This window comes from Peribacillus asahii, from assembly GCF_004006295.1.
Taxonomy (GTDB): domain Bacteria; phylum Bacillota; class Bacilli; order Bacillales; family DSM-1321; genus Peribacillus; species Peribacillus asahii_A.
This window is the reverse complement of the sequence record NZ_CP026095.1, coordinates 347,147-362,885: the sequence shown is the minus strand read 5'-3', so window position 1 is coordinate 362,885 and position 15,739 is coordinate 347,147. Positions and strand designations below refer to the sequence as shown.

At 39.4% G+C, this 15,739-nt stretch carries 12 protein-coding genes; 2 read left to right on the top strand and 10 right to left on the bottom strand.

The genetic code is table 11. The annotated features are described in order from the left end of the window. The first annotated feature begins 10 nt into the window (after positions 1 to 10). The gene (locus BAOM_RS01935; RefSeq protein ID WP_127758827.1) at positions 11 to 1,435 is read left to right on the top strand and encodes a LutB/LldF family L-lactate oxidation iron-sulfur protein; all 1,425 of its coding nucleotides are present in this window, start codon (positions 11 to 13) and stop codon (positions 1,433 to 1,435) included. Positions 1,436 to 1,437: 2 nt separating this feature from the next. Further along, positions 1,438 to 2,154, top strand: coding sequence for a LutC/YkgG family protein (locus tag BAOM_RS01930; protein ID WP_127758826.1), 717 nt, complete (start codon positions 1,438 to 1,440; stop codon positions 2,152 to 2,154). 159 nt (positions 2,155 to 2,313) lie between these two features. Here BAOM_RS01930 and BAOM_RS01925 read toward each other — a convergent pair whose 3' ends face one another. The 10 genes from BAOM_RS01925 to tatC all read right to left on the bottom strand — a co-directional run bounded on the left by BAOM_RS01925 (position 2,314) and on the right by tatC (position 15,733). Further along, positions 2,314 to 3,087 (bottom strand): IclR family transcriptional regulator, encoded by a 774-nt coding sequence (locus BAOM_RS01925; RefSeq protein ID WP_127758825.1) that lies wholly within the window; start codon positions 3,085 to 3,087, stop codon positions 2,314 to 2,316. Positions 3,088 to 3,220: 133 nt separating this feature from the next. Next, positions 3,221 to 4,363 carry a CaiB/BaiF CoA transferase family protein gene (locus BAOM_RS01920; RefSeq protein ID WP_180319812.1) on the bottom strand — a complete coding sequence of 381 codons (1,143 nt, stop codon included), beginning with the start codon at positions 4,361 to 4,363 and terminating at the stop codon, positions 3,221 to 3,223. Between the two features lie 279 nt (positions 4,364 to 4,642). Next, positions 4,643 to 5,449 (bottom strand): enoyl-CoA hydratase/isomerase family protein, encoded by an 807-nt coding sequence (locus tag BAOM_RS01915; protein ID WP_127758824.1) that lies wholly within the window; start codon positions 5,447 to 5,449, stop codon positions 4,643 to 4,645. 13 nt (positions 5,450 to 5,462) lie between these two features. Further along, entirely contained in the window at positions 5,463 to 6,509 is a 1,047-nt protein-coding gene (locus BAOM_RS01910; protein WP_127758823.1) for an acyl-CoA dehydrogenase family protein, read from the bottom strand. Continuing rightward, positions 6,506 to 7,651 carry an acyl-CoA dehydrogenase family protein gene (locus tag BAOM_RS01905; protein WP_127758822.1) on the bottom strand — a complete coding sequence of 382 codons (1,146 nt, stop codon included), beginning with the start codon at positions 7,649 to 7,651 and terminating at the stop codon, positions 6,506 to 6,508. Before BAOM_RS01905 ends, BAOM_RS01910 begins: the two co-directional genes overlap by 4 nt. A 479-nt stretch (positions 7,652 to 8,130) precedes the next feature. After that, positions 8,131 to 9,183, bottom strand: a complete 1,053-nt coding sequence (locus tag BAOM_RS01900) for a HupE/UreJ family protein (protein WP_127758821.1) — start codon at positions 9,181 to 9,183, stop codon at positions 8,131 to 8,133. Positions 9,184 to 9,281: 98 nt separating this feature from the next. Continuing rightward, complete coding sequence (locus BAOM_RS01895) at positions 9,282 to 10,820, bottom strand: CehA/McbA family metallohydrolase domain-containing protein (protein WP_127758820.1); 1,539 nt, start codon at positions 10,818 to 10,820, stop codon at positions 9,282 to 9,284. 495 nt (positions 10,821 to 11,315) lie between these two features. Then, a complete protein-coding gene (locus BAOM_RS01890; protein WP_127758819.1) occupies positions 11,316 to 12,083 on the bottom strand; it encodes an ABC transporter ATP-binding protein in 768 nt (255 codons plus the stop codon). A 155-nt stretch (positions 12,084 to 12,238) separates the two neighbouring features. Then, positions 12,239 to 14,779: an ABC transporter permease gene (locus BAOM_RS01885; RefSeq protein WP_252282899.1), complete on the bottom strand. Its 2,541-nt coding sequence runs from the start codon at positions 14,777 to 14,779 to the stop codon at positions 12,239 to 12,241. A gap of 192 nt (positions 14,780 to 14,971) precedes the next feature. After that, positions 14,972 to 15,733, bottom strand: coding sequence for a twin-arginine translocase subunit TatC (gene tatC, locus BAOM_RS01880; protein ID WP_127758818.1), 762 nt, complete (start codon positions 15,731 to 15,733; stop codon positions 14,972 to 14,974). Between the last annotated feature and the right edge of the window lie 6 nt (positions 15,734 to 15,739).

Sequence of the window (15,739 nt, the reverse complement as noted above, 5' to 3'; positions counted from 1 at the left end):
GGGGTAACATATGGCAATGAAAACAAGCGATGATACGTTTAAAAAGCGGGTCACGAAAGAATTAACAAATACGTTTATGCGCGGTGCTGTTTCAAGTGCACAAGAGCGCTTCCAGACACGCCGCCTAAAGCAAGCGGACGAACTGGGGCATTGGGAAGAATGGCGCTCGCACGGTGAAGAAATTCGACAGCATGTACTCGAAAACTTAGATTATTACTTATACGAATTAAGCGAAAATGTCTCAAAAAGGGGCGGCCATGTCTACTTCGCTCAAACGGCAGAAGAAGCAACGGCCTATATTCAAAACATCGCTAAAGAAAAAAATGCGGCAAAAATCGTTAAATCAAAATCAATGGTAACCGAAGAAATCAATTTAAACGCGGCGCTAGAGCAACTAGGTTGTGAAGTAATTGAAACAGACCTTGGCGAATACATTTTGCAAGTAGACGACCACGAACCTCCCTCTCATATCGTCGTTCCTGCATTGCATAAAAACAAAGAACAAATTCGCGATGTATTTAAAGAAAAGCAAGGCTACAACAAAACTGAAAAACCAGAAGAACTAGCGCTTTATGTACGCGAAAAATTACGTAATGAATACTTAACAGCAGATATCGGCATTACAGGCTGTAACTTCGCCATCGCTGAAAGCGGTTCCATTACTTTAGTAACAAACGAGGGGAACGCTGATTTAGTAACAGCATTACCGAAAACACAAATTACAGTAATGGGGATGGAAAGAATCGTTCCGACCTTTGAAGAGATGGAAGTATTGGTAAGCTTATTAACAAGAAGTGCAGTCGGTCAAAAACTAACAAGCTATATTACGACGTTAACAGGTGTGAAAGATGAAGGTGATACGGATGGACCAGAAGAATTCCATTTAGTCATTGTTGATAACGGACGCTCAAACATTCTAGGCAGTGAATTCCAACCAATTCTACAATGTATTCGCTGTGCAGCATGCGTCAACGCTTGCCCTGTATACCGTCATGTTGGTGGTCATACATATGGCTCAATTTACTCAGGCCCTGTCGGTGTCGTGCTATCACCATTATTAGGGGGCTACGAAGACTTCAAGGAGCTACCATACGCCTCAACATTATGCGGTGCCTGTACGGATGCTTGTCCAGTGAAAATCCCACTGCATCAACTGATTCATAAGCATCGCCAAGTTATTGTTGAAAATGAAGGAAAAGCCCCTGTTTCAGAAAAGCTATTAATGAAAGCGTTCGGTTTTGGTGCCTCTTCCCCCGCCTTATATAATATGGCGAAGAAAATGGCATCACCAGTAATGTCACCATTTACAAAAGATAATAAAATCTCAAACGGCCCAGGCCCATTAAAAGCTTGGACAGAAGCAAGGGATTTCCCAGCTCCAAACAAAGAAAATTTCCGTGACTGGTTCAAAAACCGTCCAAAGGGAGGCCAATAATCATGAGCGGTATCATCCACAACCGAAATGCATTTTTAAATAAACTTGCCAATCAACTTGGTCGCGCACCTAAAGCACACATTGAACGCCCTGTCTGGAAATATCAACCACAAAACCGCGTACTAAAAGATGCTACAAAAGACGAATTAGTTGCTGTATTACAAGAGCAATGCAAAAATATTAACACAAATATTGTCATTACAAATACAGCAAATCTTACGGATGCACTTCAAACAGTAGTCAAAAGCTACGGCGGCGATTCAGTTGTAACGTGGCAAGACGAGCGTTTTATTGAATATGGGCTATCAGATTTAATTAATGAACAATGGCCGCAAGCAGGCATCAATGTGCACGTGTGGAACTATGAACAGCCAGAAGAAAATATCCGACAAGCGGAAAAAGCAAACATCGGCATCACCATTAGCGAAATCACATTAGCTGAATCAGGAACAGCTGTACTATTTAGCAACAAAGACAGAGGAAGAACAATCAGCTTTTTACCTGAAAAGTCGATTATTTTGATTCTAAAAAGTACAATTGTTCCACGCATGACACAAGCAGCAAGATGGATTCGGGAAAAAATTCAAAGCGGCGAAAAAATCACTTCATGCATCAATTTTATCACAGGACCAAGCAACTCTGCGGATATCGAAATGATTCCAGTAGTTGGCGTACACGGACCAATTAAAGCCACTTATATTGTCATTGAGGATCAGTAAAAAACATACGAAAAACAGGCATGCACGTACTAATTGACGTTTATGCCTGTTTTAATGTTCGATTAATGATTTCGTATTTTAACTTAATTTTTTCATTTAATCAATCGTTTGATTAAATATTACGATATGCCATAATAAAGATTTTTCCACCGTATCAATTTAATACAATTGTTCTTCAATTGTACGCGCCGCATTCGTTACAAGTGAAATTAAATGTTGTTCTTCAAAATCTTTATAACGTACATCGGGAACAACGATGGTCACCGATGCAATAGCATGGCCTGTAGGTGTTAAAATTGGCGCAGCAACTGAATGCGCCCCCTTAACCCGCTCGCTGTAACTAATTGCAAAACCCTGCTGTTTGATAATCTCTAAACTATCTTCTAACGCCTCCTTCGACAGAAGCGTATTTTCCGTAATCGGGTTAAAGACGACACTAGCCATATATTGCTCGAACTGCTCCTTTGGTAAAAATGCAAGTAAAACTTTGGCTGAAGCACCTGCATATAAAGGTGATGTATCCCCAACATAGGCTTTGGCCGCCAGCGGATACTTGCTCGCCAAATTGTAAATACAACGTCGTTCATCACCATCCACAACATTCAGTGACACACTTTCACCAATTTCTTCATTTAGTGCCTTTAAAATTGGCTCAGCGGCTGTCACCATACTTGACTCTTCTTCAACAAGCCGACCTAAATACATAAGCGATAGGCCTAACTGATATTGTTTTGTACGCTCATCCTTATGTAAAAAACCTTCGTATACTAGCGTGGAAACAAATCGTTGCAAACTCGAAATGCTAATGCCTGTCTTTTTATTTAACTCTGTTAGCGAAAGACGAGGTTCCTCCCGTGTAAATGCCTTTAATACCTTAATGGCCTTGTGAAGTGACTGCATTGTATAGTTTTTATTAAAAGTCTCCTGATCCATCTCATCACCTCATTTAATAAAGCAAGTCTCCCTTTATCGTACCAAAAACGGCGGTGAATGGGGGAATATAATTTATCCCACGTTGAGGCCTCCTCTCACCTAGGAGAGGGGCCTATTGATGGAAGTTTTCTCTTTATGCTCTTTTGGACAGAAGGAGCTGATCTGTGTGCTCTCCTAAAATTGGCGGTGCACCTTGATAAGCTATATTTAGTCCCGAGCGTTGCATTGGATTTTTGACAAACTTCACCTTCCCATACTGCGGATGCTCTATTTCACCAATTAAATCACGTGCTATGACCTGTGGCTGGGTCAACGCTTCTTCAATTGTATTCACACATCCACCTGGAATTTTATAGTGTCGCAGCTTCTCAACCCATTCTTCACGTGTTCGTGTTACCATAATGTCGCTAATTTGTCTAACGAGTTCTTCTTCATTTTCTTTACGACTTGTATTTGATTTATAACGTGGATCATTTATCCACTCTTCATGACCGAGCATCACGCAAAGCTTTTCGAACTGACGGTCATTTCCTGCACATACCATCAGAGGGCCATCTGCGCATTGAAATACTTGATAAGGTGCTACATTATTATGGCTATTACCTAAGCGCTTCGATACCATACCTGTATTCAAATAAGCACTAGCAACATTAGCAAGACTACTAATCTGTACATCAAGCAGTGCAAGATCAATAAACTGCCCTTGATTCGTTAGATCACGCATGCGTAATGCACTTAGTACACTAATAGCTACATAATGTGATGTTAAAATATCTGCAATCGGAATACCCACTTTGGTCGGCTCTCCATCAATTGGACCTGTTACATCCATTAAACCACTCATCGCCTGTACGACAGGATCGAAGCCTGGCTCATATGCAAGCGGCCCTGTTTGTCCAAAGCCCGTTACCGCACAATGGATGAGACGAGGATTGATTTCCTTCAACACATCATAACTAAGCCCCATCTTCTTCATATCACCTGTTTTAAAATTTTCAAGAACAATATCTGCGTCCTTAACAAGTTCTTTAAATTCAGTGCGTCCACTCTCTGTCTTTAAATCTAGCGTAATTGATTTTTTATTGCGATTGGCGCATAAATAATAGGTGCTTTGCCCTTCAATAAAAGGACCCCAATCACGCATACTATCAGAGCCGTCCGGATGTTCAATCCTAATCACCTCGGCCCCTAAATCCCCTAGTATCATGGAACCTGCAGGAGCTGCATATACACGGGATAAATCTAGTACTCGAATATTTTCTAGTGGTTGTATCATCACTTTCACCCTTATCGATTATTTTCCTGTACTGTTAATTGTCCTGAGGTATTCACTTTCTCACCTTTTGTTCCAATTGGAATATCTTTCACTTTCCATAGGAACTGCCTAGCACAGACAACGCCAACTACAGCTAGTGCAATTCATAGGCATGCCGTCATTCCCTTTACTTAAGACGTTATTAAACAATATTATTGATAATACGAGTTTTGGCTCATTTATGTGAAACTGAAGTTTACAAAAATGAGCCAAAAATCAATAGTTTCCTAATATAGAGCCTTACTTAAAAACAGCTTTGCGTTTCTCTACAACTGCAGCCACGCCTTCTTTATAATCATCTAACTCAGTTACAATCGCCATTGCAGATGAAATATAATCAAGGGATGATCGTAAATCCATCTTTTGACTTTGATACACAGCACGCTTAATAAACTGAAGCGTTGTTGTCGGTCCATTTGCTAGCTTCGTTACATAGTCTAATGTGAATTGCTCTAATTCGTGATCTGGAACAACAAACGTAACAAGGCCTTTTTCCTTCGCTTCTGCTGCCGTTAAAACACGTGCTGTCCAAAGCATATCAAGCGCTTGATCAATCCCAACAAGCTTCGGTAAATAATAGGCCCCCCCATCTCCTGGTACAATCCCTACATTAATGTAACTTTCAGAAAACTTAGCTGATTCAGCGACAATTCGAATATCACACATTAAGGCCATATCAAGCCCTGCTCCAAATGCAAAACCGTTCACTTGAGCAATCACCGGCTTATCAATTTCCTCTAGTAAAAGTGGTATACGTTGTACGCGTTTCCATAAGGAGTTTTTACGTGCTAAACCTGTAGAAGTAATATCTATTTCGCTTTCAAAAAATCCTTTACCAGAAGTCATCGCCTTTACGTCGCCGCCTGCACAAAATGCCTTACCATTCCCTTTGACAATGACAGCGCGAATATCATCGGAATCTCGGACTGTTTCAAGAGCACGAATCCAGTTTAAGATCATTTCTTCACTAAATGCATTCATCTGATTAGGTCGATTTAACGTAATCGTTGCAATGTGGTCCTTTACTTCAAATAATAAATCAGCCATTCTATTTCCCTCCTTATAATTGAAAGACTTTTTCTGTTTTTGTTAAATATCCCCATAAACTATCGTCTTTTACTTCCATTAAACGATCTGCCAGTTGCTTCGTCCAATAAGCCTCTCCTGCACCTTCTTCACGCCAAGACCAAAGTCTGCGAGTATATTGATGTAAGCTATGTTCATGTGTCACACCGATGGCAGCATGGACTTGGTGTGCAGATGTTGCAACGATTTTTGCTGCTTCCTCTACACGAATTCGTGTATAAGCCACTTCATTTTGTAAACATTTTCGAGTAATAGCAGCAATCATATTATCTATTGCTGAGCTTGTAATAACAGCTTCTCCTGCTAAGTTTGCTAAATGTTGCTGTACTAATTGGAAGCGATGAATAGGACGACCAAACTGTTCACGCTCTTTTGTATAACGCACGGTTAACTCATAGGCCTTGTCAATCGCACCAGACATCGCAGCAGATTCAAGGGCAATAAAGTACTCTAACTGCTCATTTGTAATCTTTGTTTGTTGCTGGACAGGTGCATGGACTAATGTCACGGTATCACGCGGTTCGCATGCTAGATTCATATTCGGAGAAATAGCTGCATCTTTCAGTGATACTTGAACAAGTTCAAGTCCCGATGTACCAGTAGCAACAACGACTAATTCATCGACATACCTTGCCCATGGAACATTAACGATCGTTCCTGATACTGTTCCATTGTCAATGGATACGTTCAGTTGTTCTTCAACCGCATAAGTGGCTTTTTCCTGAGTAACGTTAAGCCCAGTTTTTTCTAATAGAACGTTGGCAAATGTCGTTTCTACAAACGGAATTGGTACAGCATATTTCCCAATTAAACGATATAAATTTAGCAAATCGTCTAAATCACCACCTGCACCTCCGTTTTCTTCTGATACAGCTACCGCCAGCATTTCATTATCCTGAAGAACTTGCCAGACATCCTCAGCCCATTTTCCCTCTTCTACTACATCCACTTTTTCCTTGTCCACTTTATCTTTAAAAATCTTCTCGACAACGTTTACAATCATTTCTTTCATTTCGCTCATTGTCCAACAACCCCTTTCGCTACCATGCCATATAGCACTTCTGATGTACCACCGCGAATTGTAAAGCCTGGTGCGTGTAATGTTGACTCAGCCATAAAACGGTCAATTCTGCGTTCAGCTTCAAGACGTGGATATGTACGCACGAGTAAGCGTGTAATCTCAGGAATGCTTTGCTCAAACTTCGTACCTATACTTTTAACAAGCGCTGCAGGAATGGCGACTTCTCCACCCTCTTCAAGGACCTTCGCAACCCCGATAGATAAATTACGCAGTCCCCATAGGCGAGAAAGTACTTTTGCCGCCTCCTTCATACCGACTGCATCACCTTGTCTTTTCAGCTCGGCGATTAACTCATCAAGTAATGGGAACGTACTTAAAATACGCTCTGGGCCGCTTCGTTCAAATGCTAGTTCAGCCAACCCTTGTTTCCATCCATTCCCAAGAGTACCTACAACCATATTATCGGGAACAAAAACGTTATCAAAAAATACTTCGTTAAAATGATGCTCGCCCGTTAAATACTTAATCGGTACAATCGTAACTCCCTCTGCATGTAAATCGATAATTAACTGACTTAACCCCTCATGCTTTTTCTCACCAAGTGGCTCAGTGCGTATAAGCGTCACCGCATAGTGTGCATCATGCGCGTTGCTCGTCCACGTTTTCGAACCATTTATAATCCAGCCGCCCTCTACCTTTTCAGCACGTGTTTTAACAGATGCTAAATCCGATCCGCTGTTCGGCTCACTTAAACCAATACCAAAATAGCATTCCCCTTTAACAATTTTCGGTAAGAAAAACTCACGCTGCTCCTCTGTACCAAAGCGCATTAAAAGCGGTCCTGTTTGTCGATCGGCAAACCAGTGTGCCGCTACAGGAGCACCAACAGCTAAAAACTCCTCTGTTAAAATGTAACGGTCAATTGTACTGCGTTCCTGACCACCGTATTTTTTAGGCCATGTTAACCCGATCCATCCCTGTTCTCCAATCAACTTTGAAAAGGCAGGATCACTACCACTTAACCATGAATCACATTTTGTTTTAAATGTCCCTTTAGCTAAATGCTCTTGTAAAAACGCTCGTACTTCTAAACGAAACTGTTCTTGCTCATCAGTAAATTGAACTGTCGGTAGACTAAACATGAATATCCTCCTTTTACCGTTAATCGGTAATTGTTATTCTATATGTGTATTATATAATGGGAAAATATTGTAAGTCAAACAATTTATTGAAAATTTAATCTTTTTATCTTTTCATAAGGCTCCGTTATCATGCTGTTGTTTTTTAACTTACTTCCGCTCTGGCTCTGTGAAGTGCTGAGAAAAGACAAAAAAGACTACCTCCTATTTTCAAGAAGTAGTCTTTTTTTGAAAAAGTCATTTATGTGATTAGCTTCATCCGATTATGAACTTAACTAGTAGTTAAATTACATCATGCCGCCCGTAAGGTAAGAGTGTGTAATACCTTTAACGCTGTATGCAAAAGGCTCAGTGTATCAAGGCTTTACTTAACTGTTCTTATTTTTAGCATTGAGATTCTCGGTGAAAAAGAAACTCCCCAAAACCACTAGAAAATCTAAAGTGGCTTTGGGGATTGTTTATGTTAACGAGTGGTAGCTTCGTTAAAAAGCTCTTTCAATAAACCACACTAGACCAAATGCCAAAATAGCTACTGAAGTTCCAGGAATTATCCATTTTACAGGTTTGAATGTTAATCTCCTTAACCAAAGTAGGATAGGAAATACTAATGAAACAATGATCAGTTGTCCGATTTCAATACCGATATTGAAAGATAATAGTGAGGTGGCTAGTTGGCTTCCTTCTAAGCGCATTTCCGATAGAATTCCTGCAAAGCCGAATCCGTGGATAAGCCCAAAACCGAAGGCAAGCCAAGATTGATGTTTCGACTCAGGATTAAAAATATTTATAAGTGCTACGTAAATAATGCTCAAGGCAATAGCTGATTCTACAAACCTGCCAGGTAACTGCACAATCTCTAAAGTGGCCAGGACTAACGTAATACTATGCGCTATTGTAAAGGCAGTGACCAGGGCCAGAATATTTTTAATAGTCTTTGCTCCAAATAATAAGCTAATGACAAACAGAATATGATCATAACCTGTGAAAATATGCTCTAAACCAAGCATTAGAAACTGTGTAGTGGCTTGAAAAAAAGAAATTTCTCCAATTTCAAGCTCTCTTGATTCGTACGTAAGAATCGCCTCTTGTTGTTTTCCATCTAATTTAATTGTTGCATAATTGGCATGACTTGGATCAGAATCATCTAAGAACATATTATAATCTAAAATTAATTTTTGAGGTTTTTGTTCTAGCTCGTAATTCAGGTTAATCACTGCAAACTGACGGTCATTTATCATTTCAACGTCCGATTTCTCTATAGTGCCCTCCACCTTTACACTATCTACATAAAGCTCAATATGAGAATTGATATAATCTTGAACCGCTTTCGTGTCAAAATATTGCTTTTCAGTCATTTCTTTATTCATTGAATGGCCTAATTCTGTAAGATCAATCTTTAGTTCATAATCGAGATTATTCCCATTTACTTCAATAAGGGAATACCCTTCACTGTTATTGGTATGGGCATATGCAGAGGGAGATTGTATAGAGGTTATCGAAATGATAAGCATCATTAATAAAAAAAGCTTTTTCATAGAATTCACTCCATTTTTCATTTGTTACTTTCTTGTTGTTGAAAAAATAATGAAAAACGAGGAGACTTAAATCTCCCCGCCCTATTAATTTGAAAGACTTACTTTGCAGTCTTGATAAATACTGGGTTAGAGTAGAACCAAAGGTCAGTCCATGGATCTTCGCCACGCGGGTCAATTTTCGGTTCTGTTTGTTGAGTATTTGTCCCACGTAAGCGGATATAACTGTCTTCATCCACATTTTTTAACGTATGAGTAATCTCAATGTATTCACCATCTTGTTTCCAATCTTTTTTGGTAAACGTTTTAACGACTTTCGTTGTCGAGTTTGTTGCTGTTGAACGATCTTCAACTTTTCCAGTAACTTCTCCCATAATTAAGTCTACATGGTCAACCTTTGGTGTATCTCCATTGGAATTTGCAGCGTTTGGATCTTTCATACGAATCGTTACCGTTACATCCTTAGATTTTCCTGGCAATGTAAGAGTTTCACCAATTGTAGCGGAATTTCCTTTCGATTTCGCAAACCAAGGTGACTTGCCTCCAGCTTGAACTTTCACATCCAGCTCAGAGATTAGATCGCCGGTTGTAACGAAAACATTCCCTTTACGAATGCTCTCCATAATATCATCATAGTCTTTCTCTGCTTTTACATAGGTTTTAGAGTATTCACCAGGCCAGAAGTCGCCGCCGCCATCACGCCAGTTAACATGCGAGTCAGAGGTAGCTGTAATCCACCAATGTCTTCCTTCACCAAGCATAGAATCCCATAATCCACCAACCTTTGCCGCCATTTGGTCAAATCCACCCATTGTTGGGTAGTTGCCATATGATCCACGAGCGCCATTAGGGTCTTGAGAACCATCTTTATTTATAGCATTAGCCTGGTGACCAGGAGCTCCTTCCATCCCAATCGAGATATTAGGTGCGACATCATTCCAATTACGGAACTCCTGTGGTGTATCTTGTCCCCACACACCATCACCTGTTGCTGAACGTGAAGGGTGATGAGCAATATGAATTGGCTGCTCATCCTCGTCCAATTGTTTCATATAGTTAAGTGCTTCGATCATTGTAGACTCAGTATCTCTGCTGCCGTCATTTGGATAAGGTTCGCGCTTATTAAATTTGCTTTCAATATCGTAAAGAATTTGTGATTCATTATCGACTTTCGGAATCATTAATGTACTATGGTCAGCAGCAGGTGTGTCAAACTCCATCCCGTAGAATTGAAGAACTTCAGGAACAGCTTCACGGGATTTTAATAATTCAGGATAAGCTTGTTCTAAGTTAACCTTGGAATGATTAGGCCCTCCATGATCTGTTGTCATCACCCAATCAAGTCCGTACTCTTTTGCTTTTTCCGCATTTTTCACAATTGGATAAATGGCATCTCCACCTCGGATTGGTGTTGGAGGATTTGTAGAGTTGTCCCAGCCAACACTCCACTCACTATGTACGTGGTGGTCACCTGCAAGCCAGCTTGCATTCTTTTGTTTTGATTCTTCCTTTGAAGATTCATTTGCTGCTACTTTTTGATTATTACCATCATTGATAAAAGTTTGGGTTGTAAAAGCCGTTGTAGCAAGAACCGTTGTGGCAAGTAGCGGAATTGCCTTCTTTTTCATTTTAAATCCCATCTTTTATGCCTCCTAGTAAACTATTTAACAATTTGAATTATAAGCAGTGATTATGTGCGATAAATGAATATTATATTAATTTTCCGTAAATAAGGAAAAACAGGTAAATTAAACTAGATAGAAAGACATGATATATAAAGCACTGCCTTACCAACTGGGTAGAGCTTATTAACTACTAACTTAGTAGGATTTCTCCCAATCAAATTTTATTATTCTTGATATGCGAATTTTAACAACACAAAAAACCACTCCTTAAATTTTTATAGGAAGTGGTTCTTTCTATTAATATAAATTATTTACATAACTACTTCTCAAATGCAGGGCTTAAAAGCCTTACATCATGCCGCCCGTAAGGTGAAAGTGCATAATAGCTTTAACTTAATGTGGTATATCGAGTTTTTGGCTAAGCAGATGTGTAGCATTCTTAAGAACTTTTCCTTTAGAACGTATCTAATAAATTCCCCATATGAATTTTATGCAAATGCCAAGGAAAAATTAGAACCCATTTTCCACTAACCATTTCATAATGCTTTCTTCTCTTTCCCTAATATCGTCATGCTGCGCATCGTATTTACGCATTTTCTTCTGTGCAACAATATTTCCATCTACCATAAATAATATTCTTTCAGTTTTTGCTGCCACCTTTACATCATGTGTAACGAGCATGATGGTTGTTCCTTTTTTATTAATCTCTGCTAGAATCGACATAATGTCTGCTGACGATTTGGAATCTAATGCTCCGGTCGGTTCGTCTCCAAATATGATATCCGGATCATTTATCAATGCTCTGCAGATGGCGACTCTCTGCAGCTGGCCGCCAGATGCCTGAGTGATAGTATTATCTGCAAGCATGTCAATTCCTGTCATTCCCAACAGTTTCTTTGCTTTTTGATACACTGCATTTTTATCCGCATCTTTTGATACAAGTCCAGGAAACATAACATTGTCAATCAATGACAGATTCTTTAATAGATTGATATCCTGAAAGATAAATCCCATGTGATTCAGCCGGAGCTTCGCCAGTTCTTCTTCTTTTAGTGTGCCGATTTCACTGTCTTTAAATTTCATACTGCCGGAAGTAATTCTATCCATACCACTTACATTATATAGCAGCGTTGTCTTCCCGCTTCCAGATGGCCCCATGACCGATACGAATTCACCTTCTTCTATCTCCAAGTTTACATCCTTTAAGATATGAAGCTCATTATCCTTTCCTAATTCTACTTTTTTGTTCATACTTCTTGCTTCTAATATTTTGCTCATATATACACCTCCAATGCCCGATATTTAAACCAAAGTCTATACCGCAGAGGCACCTCGGAATGCCTTACTTTTCAAGAATCTGCATGAGTTCCTTCACGCCTTAGTCTTCTTCCATCTTCAGGGATACACCTCAACCGCGACCTTTCTCATCCGTTCTAACTTCTTAAAACTACAGATAAATCATCTTCTACCGTTACCTTACAGCACACAGAAATAGTAAATCCAACGACTACAATCATTGCTAACGGACATAGCAGCCAAGTCTGCCATGCAACATTAACTAATTCAATTTTTGCGGCTCCCATAGAGGACATGGCCATACTTACAAGAAATTCCCCTAAATAATTAGAAGCCAGCACCCCAACTATAATTCCCAATATGAGTACCATCATAGTTCCTGCCATATATTGATGTTTAATATTTTTAGAAGTTAATCCCACACTTCGCATGATGGCAATCTGAGACATATCCTTTGATAATAACATCCGAAGGAATAATGCAGTTATCAATACAGCAATGATTACTGCTATTGCGATTCCACCTATAACAATCAGGCTCATCTGATCAGTGATATTTCCAAGAGTCTGCCCAGTATATTCTTTGATATCATTTACCTGCGCAGAATCGTAAGCATTCTGGTAGTAGTCCATTTTCTCACTAATATCAACACCTTTGGCTATATCCATACTCACAATATACCAAAGAACGGCCGCTTCATTTACCCCAAGACTCGTATGCGCCTTTGCTGTTTTTCCCCCATTTGTAATATCCTGATAAATACCCGTGACTGATAAAGTCTGTTCTTCCCCCCCAATCCTGACGGTTACTTCATCTCCTACTTTCTTGTTCAATCCGTCTTTTGCGGCATTGGCAAAGGAAAGCGAGATTTCTCCTTCACCCTCCGGTGCTCTGCCTTCCAGATATTTTAATGGAAATACGGAAAAATCTCCGATTTCAATATTAATATAGTCCCAGGAACCTTCCGCGTTTTTGACCTGGTAGGAACTCGTGATATAGGCCGCATAATTTTCGATATCCGAATCATTTTTCAACTCTTCCTGCAATTTTATAAAATCTTCTGTAATACTATCGGTTCTTCGAAGATCGATTCTCATGTCGTATTCCCCTATTCCCATATACGTGGAAAATGCCGATGAATTCATGGTGGTATAAATATTTAAGGGGAGTATGACAATAAACGTACATACGATAAAAATAACAAACAGCAGCCTGTATAATTTGAATCGTTTCCATACATCCCTCAGCCCCATGTAAATATTAGTGCTGAAGAATTTGTTCTTTGACAGCGGGAAACTGTACTTTCGATTCTTTCCGCGCTCCATGATATCTGAACGTAAAGCTTCCGCCGCAGAAATCTTGTCGATTCTTTTCAGTACTCGCTGGCAGTATCTCACAATCATGAAATATACAAGTAATGGAGCTATAAGCGATAGCACATATTTTAAGCTACCTGATAAATCGGAAGATATGTAAAGTCTCATATTACCGTTTAACAGATTTACCGCCGCAAAGGAAAGCAGATAACCGATAATGCCAGCTGCTACTGAGATGACTCTGTATTTATTAAGATAGACCTTTTTTATATCTTTTTTGGATATCCCCATTGCTTTCATAACACCGATTTCTCTAATATCTTCATCAATCGTCGCCAAAAATGTTAGTCTGATACAAAGCGAAGCAATCACAATAAGCAGAACACTAATAAATATAATGACAATCGCAACTGCTATATCTGACATGGCATTAAACATCGTAAATATCTTTCCCTCGATTATAGGACCGTTTGCCGGAAGACCCGCTTTGATATAGGCAGTCTGAACAGCAGCAGCATCCCCGTTTTCATACAGCTTGAATTCGATCAGATATTCCAGTTCCCCAGCCTGTATTTCAAGCATTTCATCATAGTCATTCTGATTTATCACAAACCGTTTCGAAGAAGTAAGGGAAGAGTTCATCTCAAAATCTCTTGCATAATCTGAAATGACAAACTCTTTCTCATACCCGCCGCTTTTCACCGTAATCGTATCACCTATTTTTAAGTCGTGTTGTTCCATAAAATAGATGGGAACAGCCACTTCACCTACCTTTACATCCAGCTTTTCATTATCCAGATCCAATATAAAATCAAATTTCTTATTCTGTACAACAAATGAAATGTCCTGTATAGTTCCAGCCATCGTTTGATTTTGACCAAAATGAATATTGCTTCCATCAATATTCTGAAGAACCATCGTCTCCTGCATTGCTATATGGTCACGGTATTGTTCTGTGAATTGGTCGATTTCTGCCTGGTCATATTCTCCAGCATGCATCACCGTAATTTCAGCTGGTACTGCACTCTCCTGAAGATCTGACATCGCCTGAATCAGATTAGCAATGTTATTAATGGCACTGGCTGCCAAAATAACTGCCATCGTGATAAATACAAATACTGTCATCGTTGCAATTTTGTTTCTGAGAAAATCATTCTTGACTATTTTCAAAAACATTATTTTTTCTCCTTCCTGCATCGATAAAATTCTTTCTATTGTATCCTTATCTCTATCAGTCTTTGTCATTTCTTCAGAGGAATAACCTCCATCTACTTTTTGACTTTTTAAATTGATAATATTCTTACATGCTGGCTTCTTAATAAACTTGACCTGAGTGATTATTAAACTTACTAAAGCAATCATACAAAATGTAATTTATTGGGTATACCTGCTTAAGCCTAATTATTTACTAAGCCCTCAGTCGTATTTTAGTAAACATCAATGATTGTTGTATTTTTTTGTAACAACAATCTTGGAAGCTCGTCCTAAAGATGAAACAGCAGCAGAATTTAGGTCACGGACAAGCTCTTCAAATTGCTCCAGTTGAAGCCATCATCATGAGTAGGACTGGCCACTCTCTGCCACGTCGTGGTTCTCCAAAGCTGCTTCCTGCAGCAATTTTTTTCTGTAAACAATCCTGGAGAGAGATACACTTACTTCATAAAGCACAAGTAATGGCACAATCACCAGAACATCGGAAATTAAATCCGGTGGAGTGATTAGAACGGATATAACAATCAGAAAAAAATAGGAAATCCTCCTCGCCTTGGCCAGCCTAATTGGATTAAGAATCCCCAGTCTCGTTAAAAACATGACAATGAGCGGCATTTCAAACAGAAACCCAAACGGCAGTGTAAGGTTAATCATGAACCTGAAATATTTTTCAGCCGTAAACATCGTTTCAAATTGCCCTGCTGACAGAGTGGTTAAAAACCCCAGAACAATTGGGAACAATACGAAATATCCAAATGAAATCCCTAAAATAAACAACAGGAATAGTCCAGGAATAAATCTTAAGGTAACCTTACTTTCTTCAGGATTCAGCGCCGGTGCTACAAAGCGCCAAGTCTGGTAAGCAGCGACTGGAATAGTTGCCGCGATTGCAAATACTGCAGCAATCATCATGTAAACCCAAAGGATATCACTTGGACCAAGGATGGCCAGTTTTCCATTAAGACCCCTTATGAGCCACTGATAAATATCTTGGACAAAAATAAAACTGATGATTAGAAAAGCAATAAATGCCAGTAACGTCAAAATGATTCGCTGGCGAAGCTCCTCTAAATGATCAGCCAGATTCTGCTCTTTGTTTTTCATTCCAGA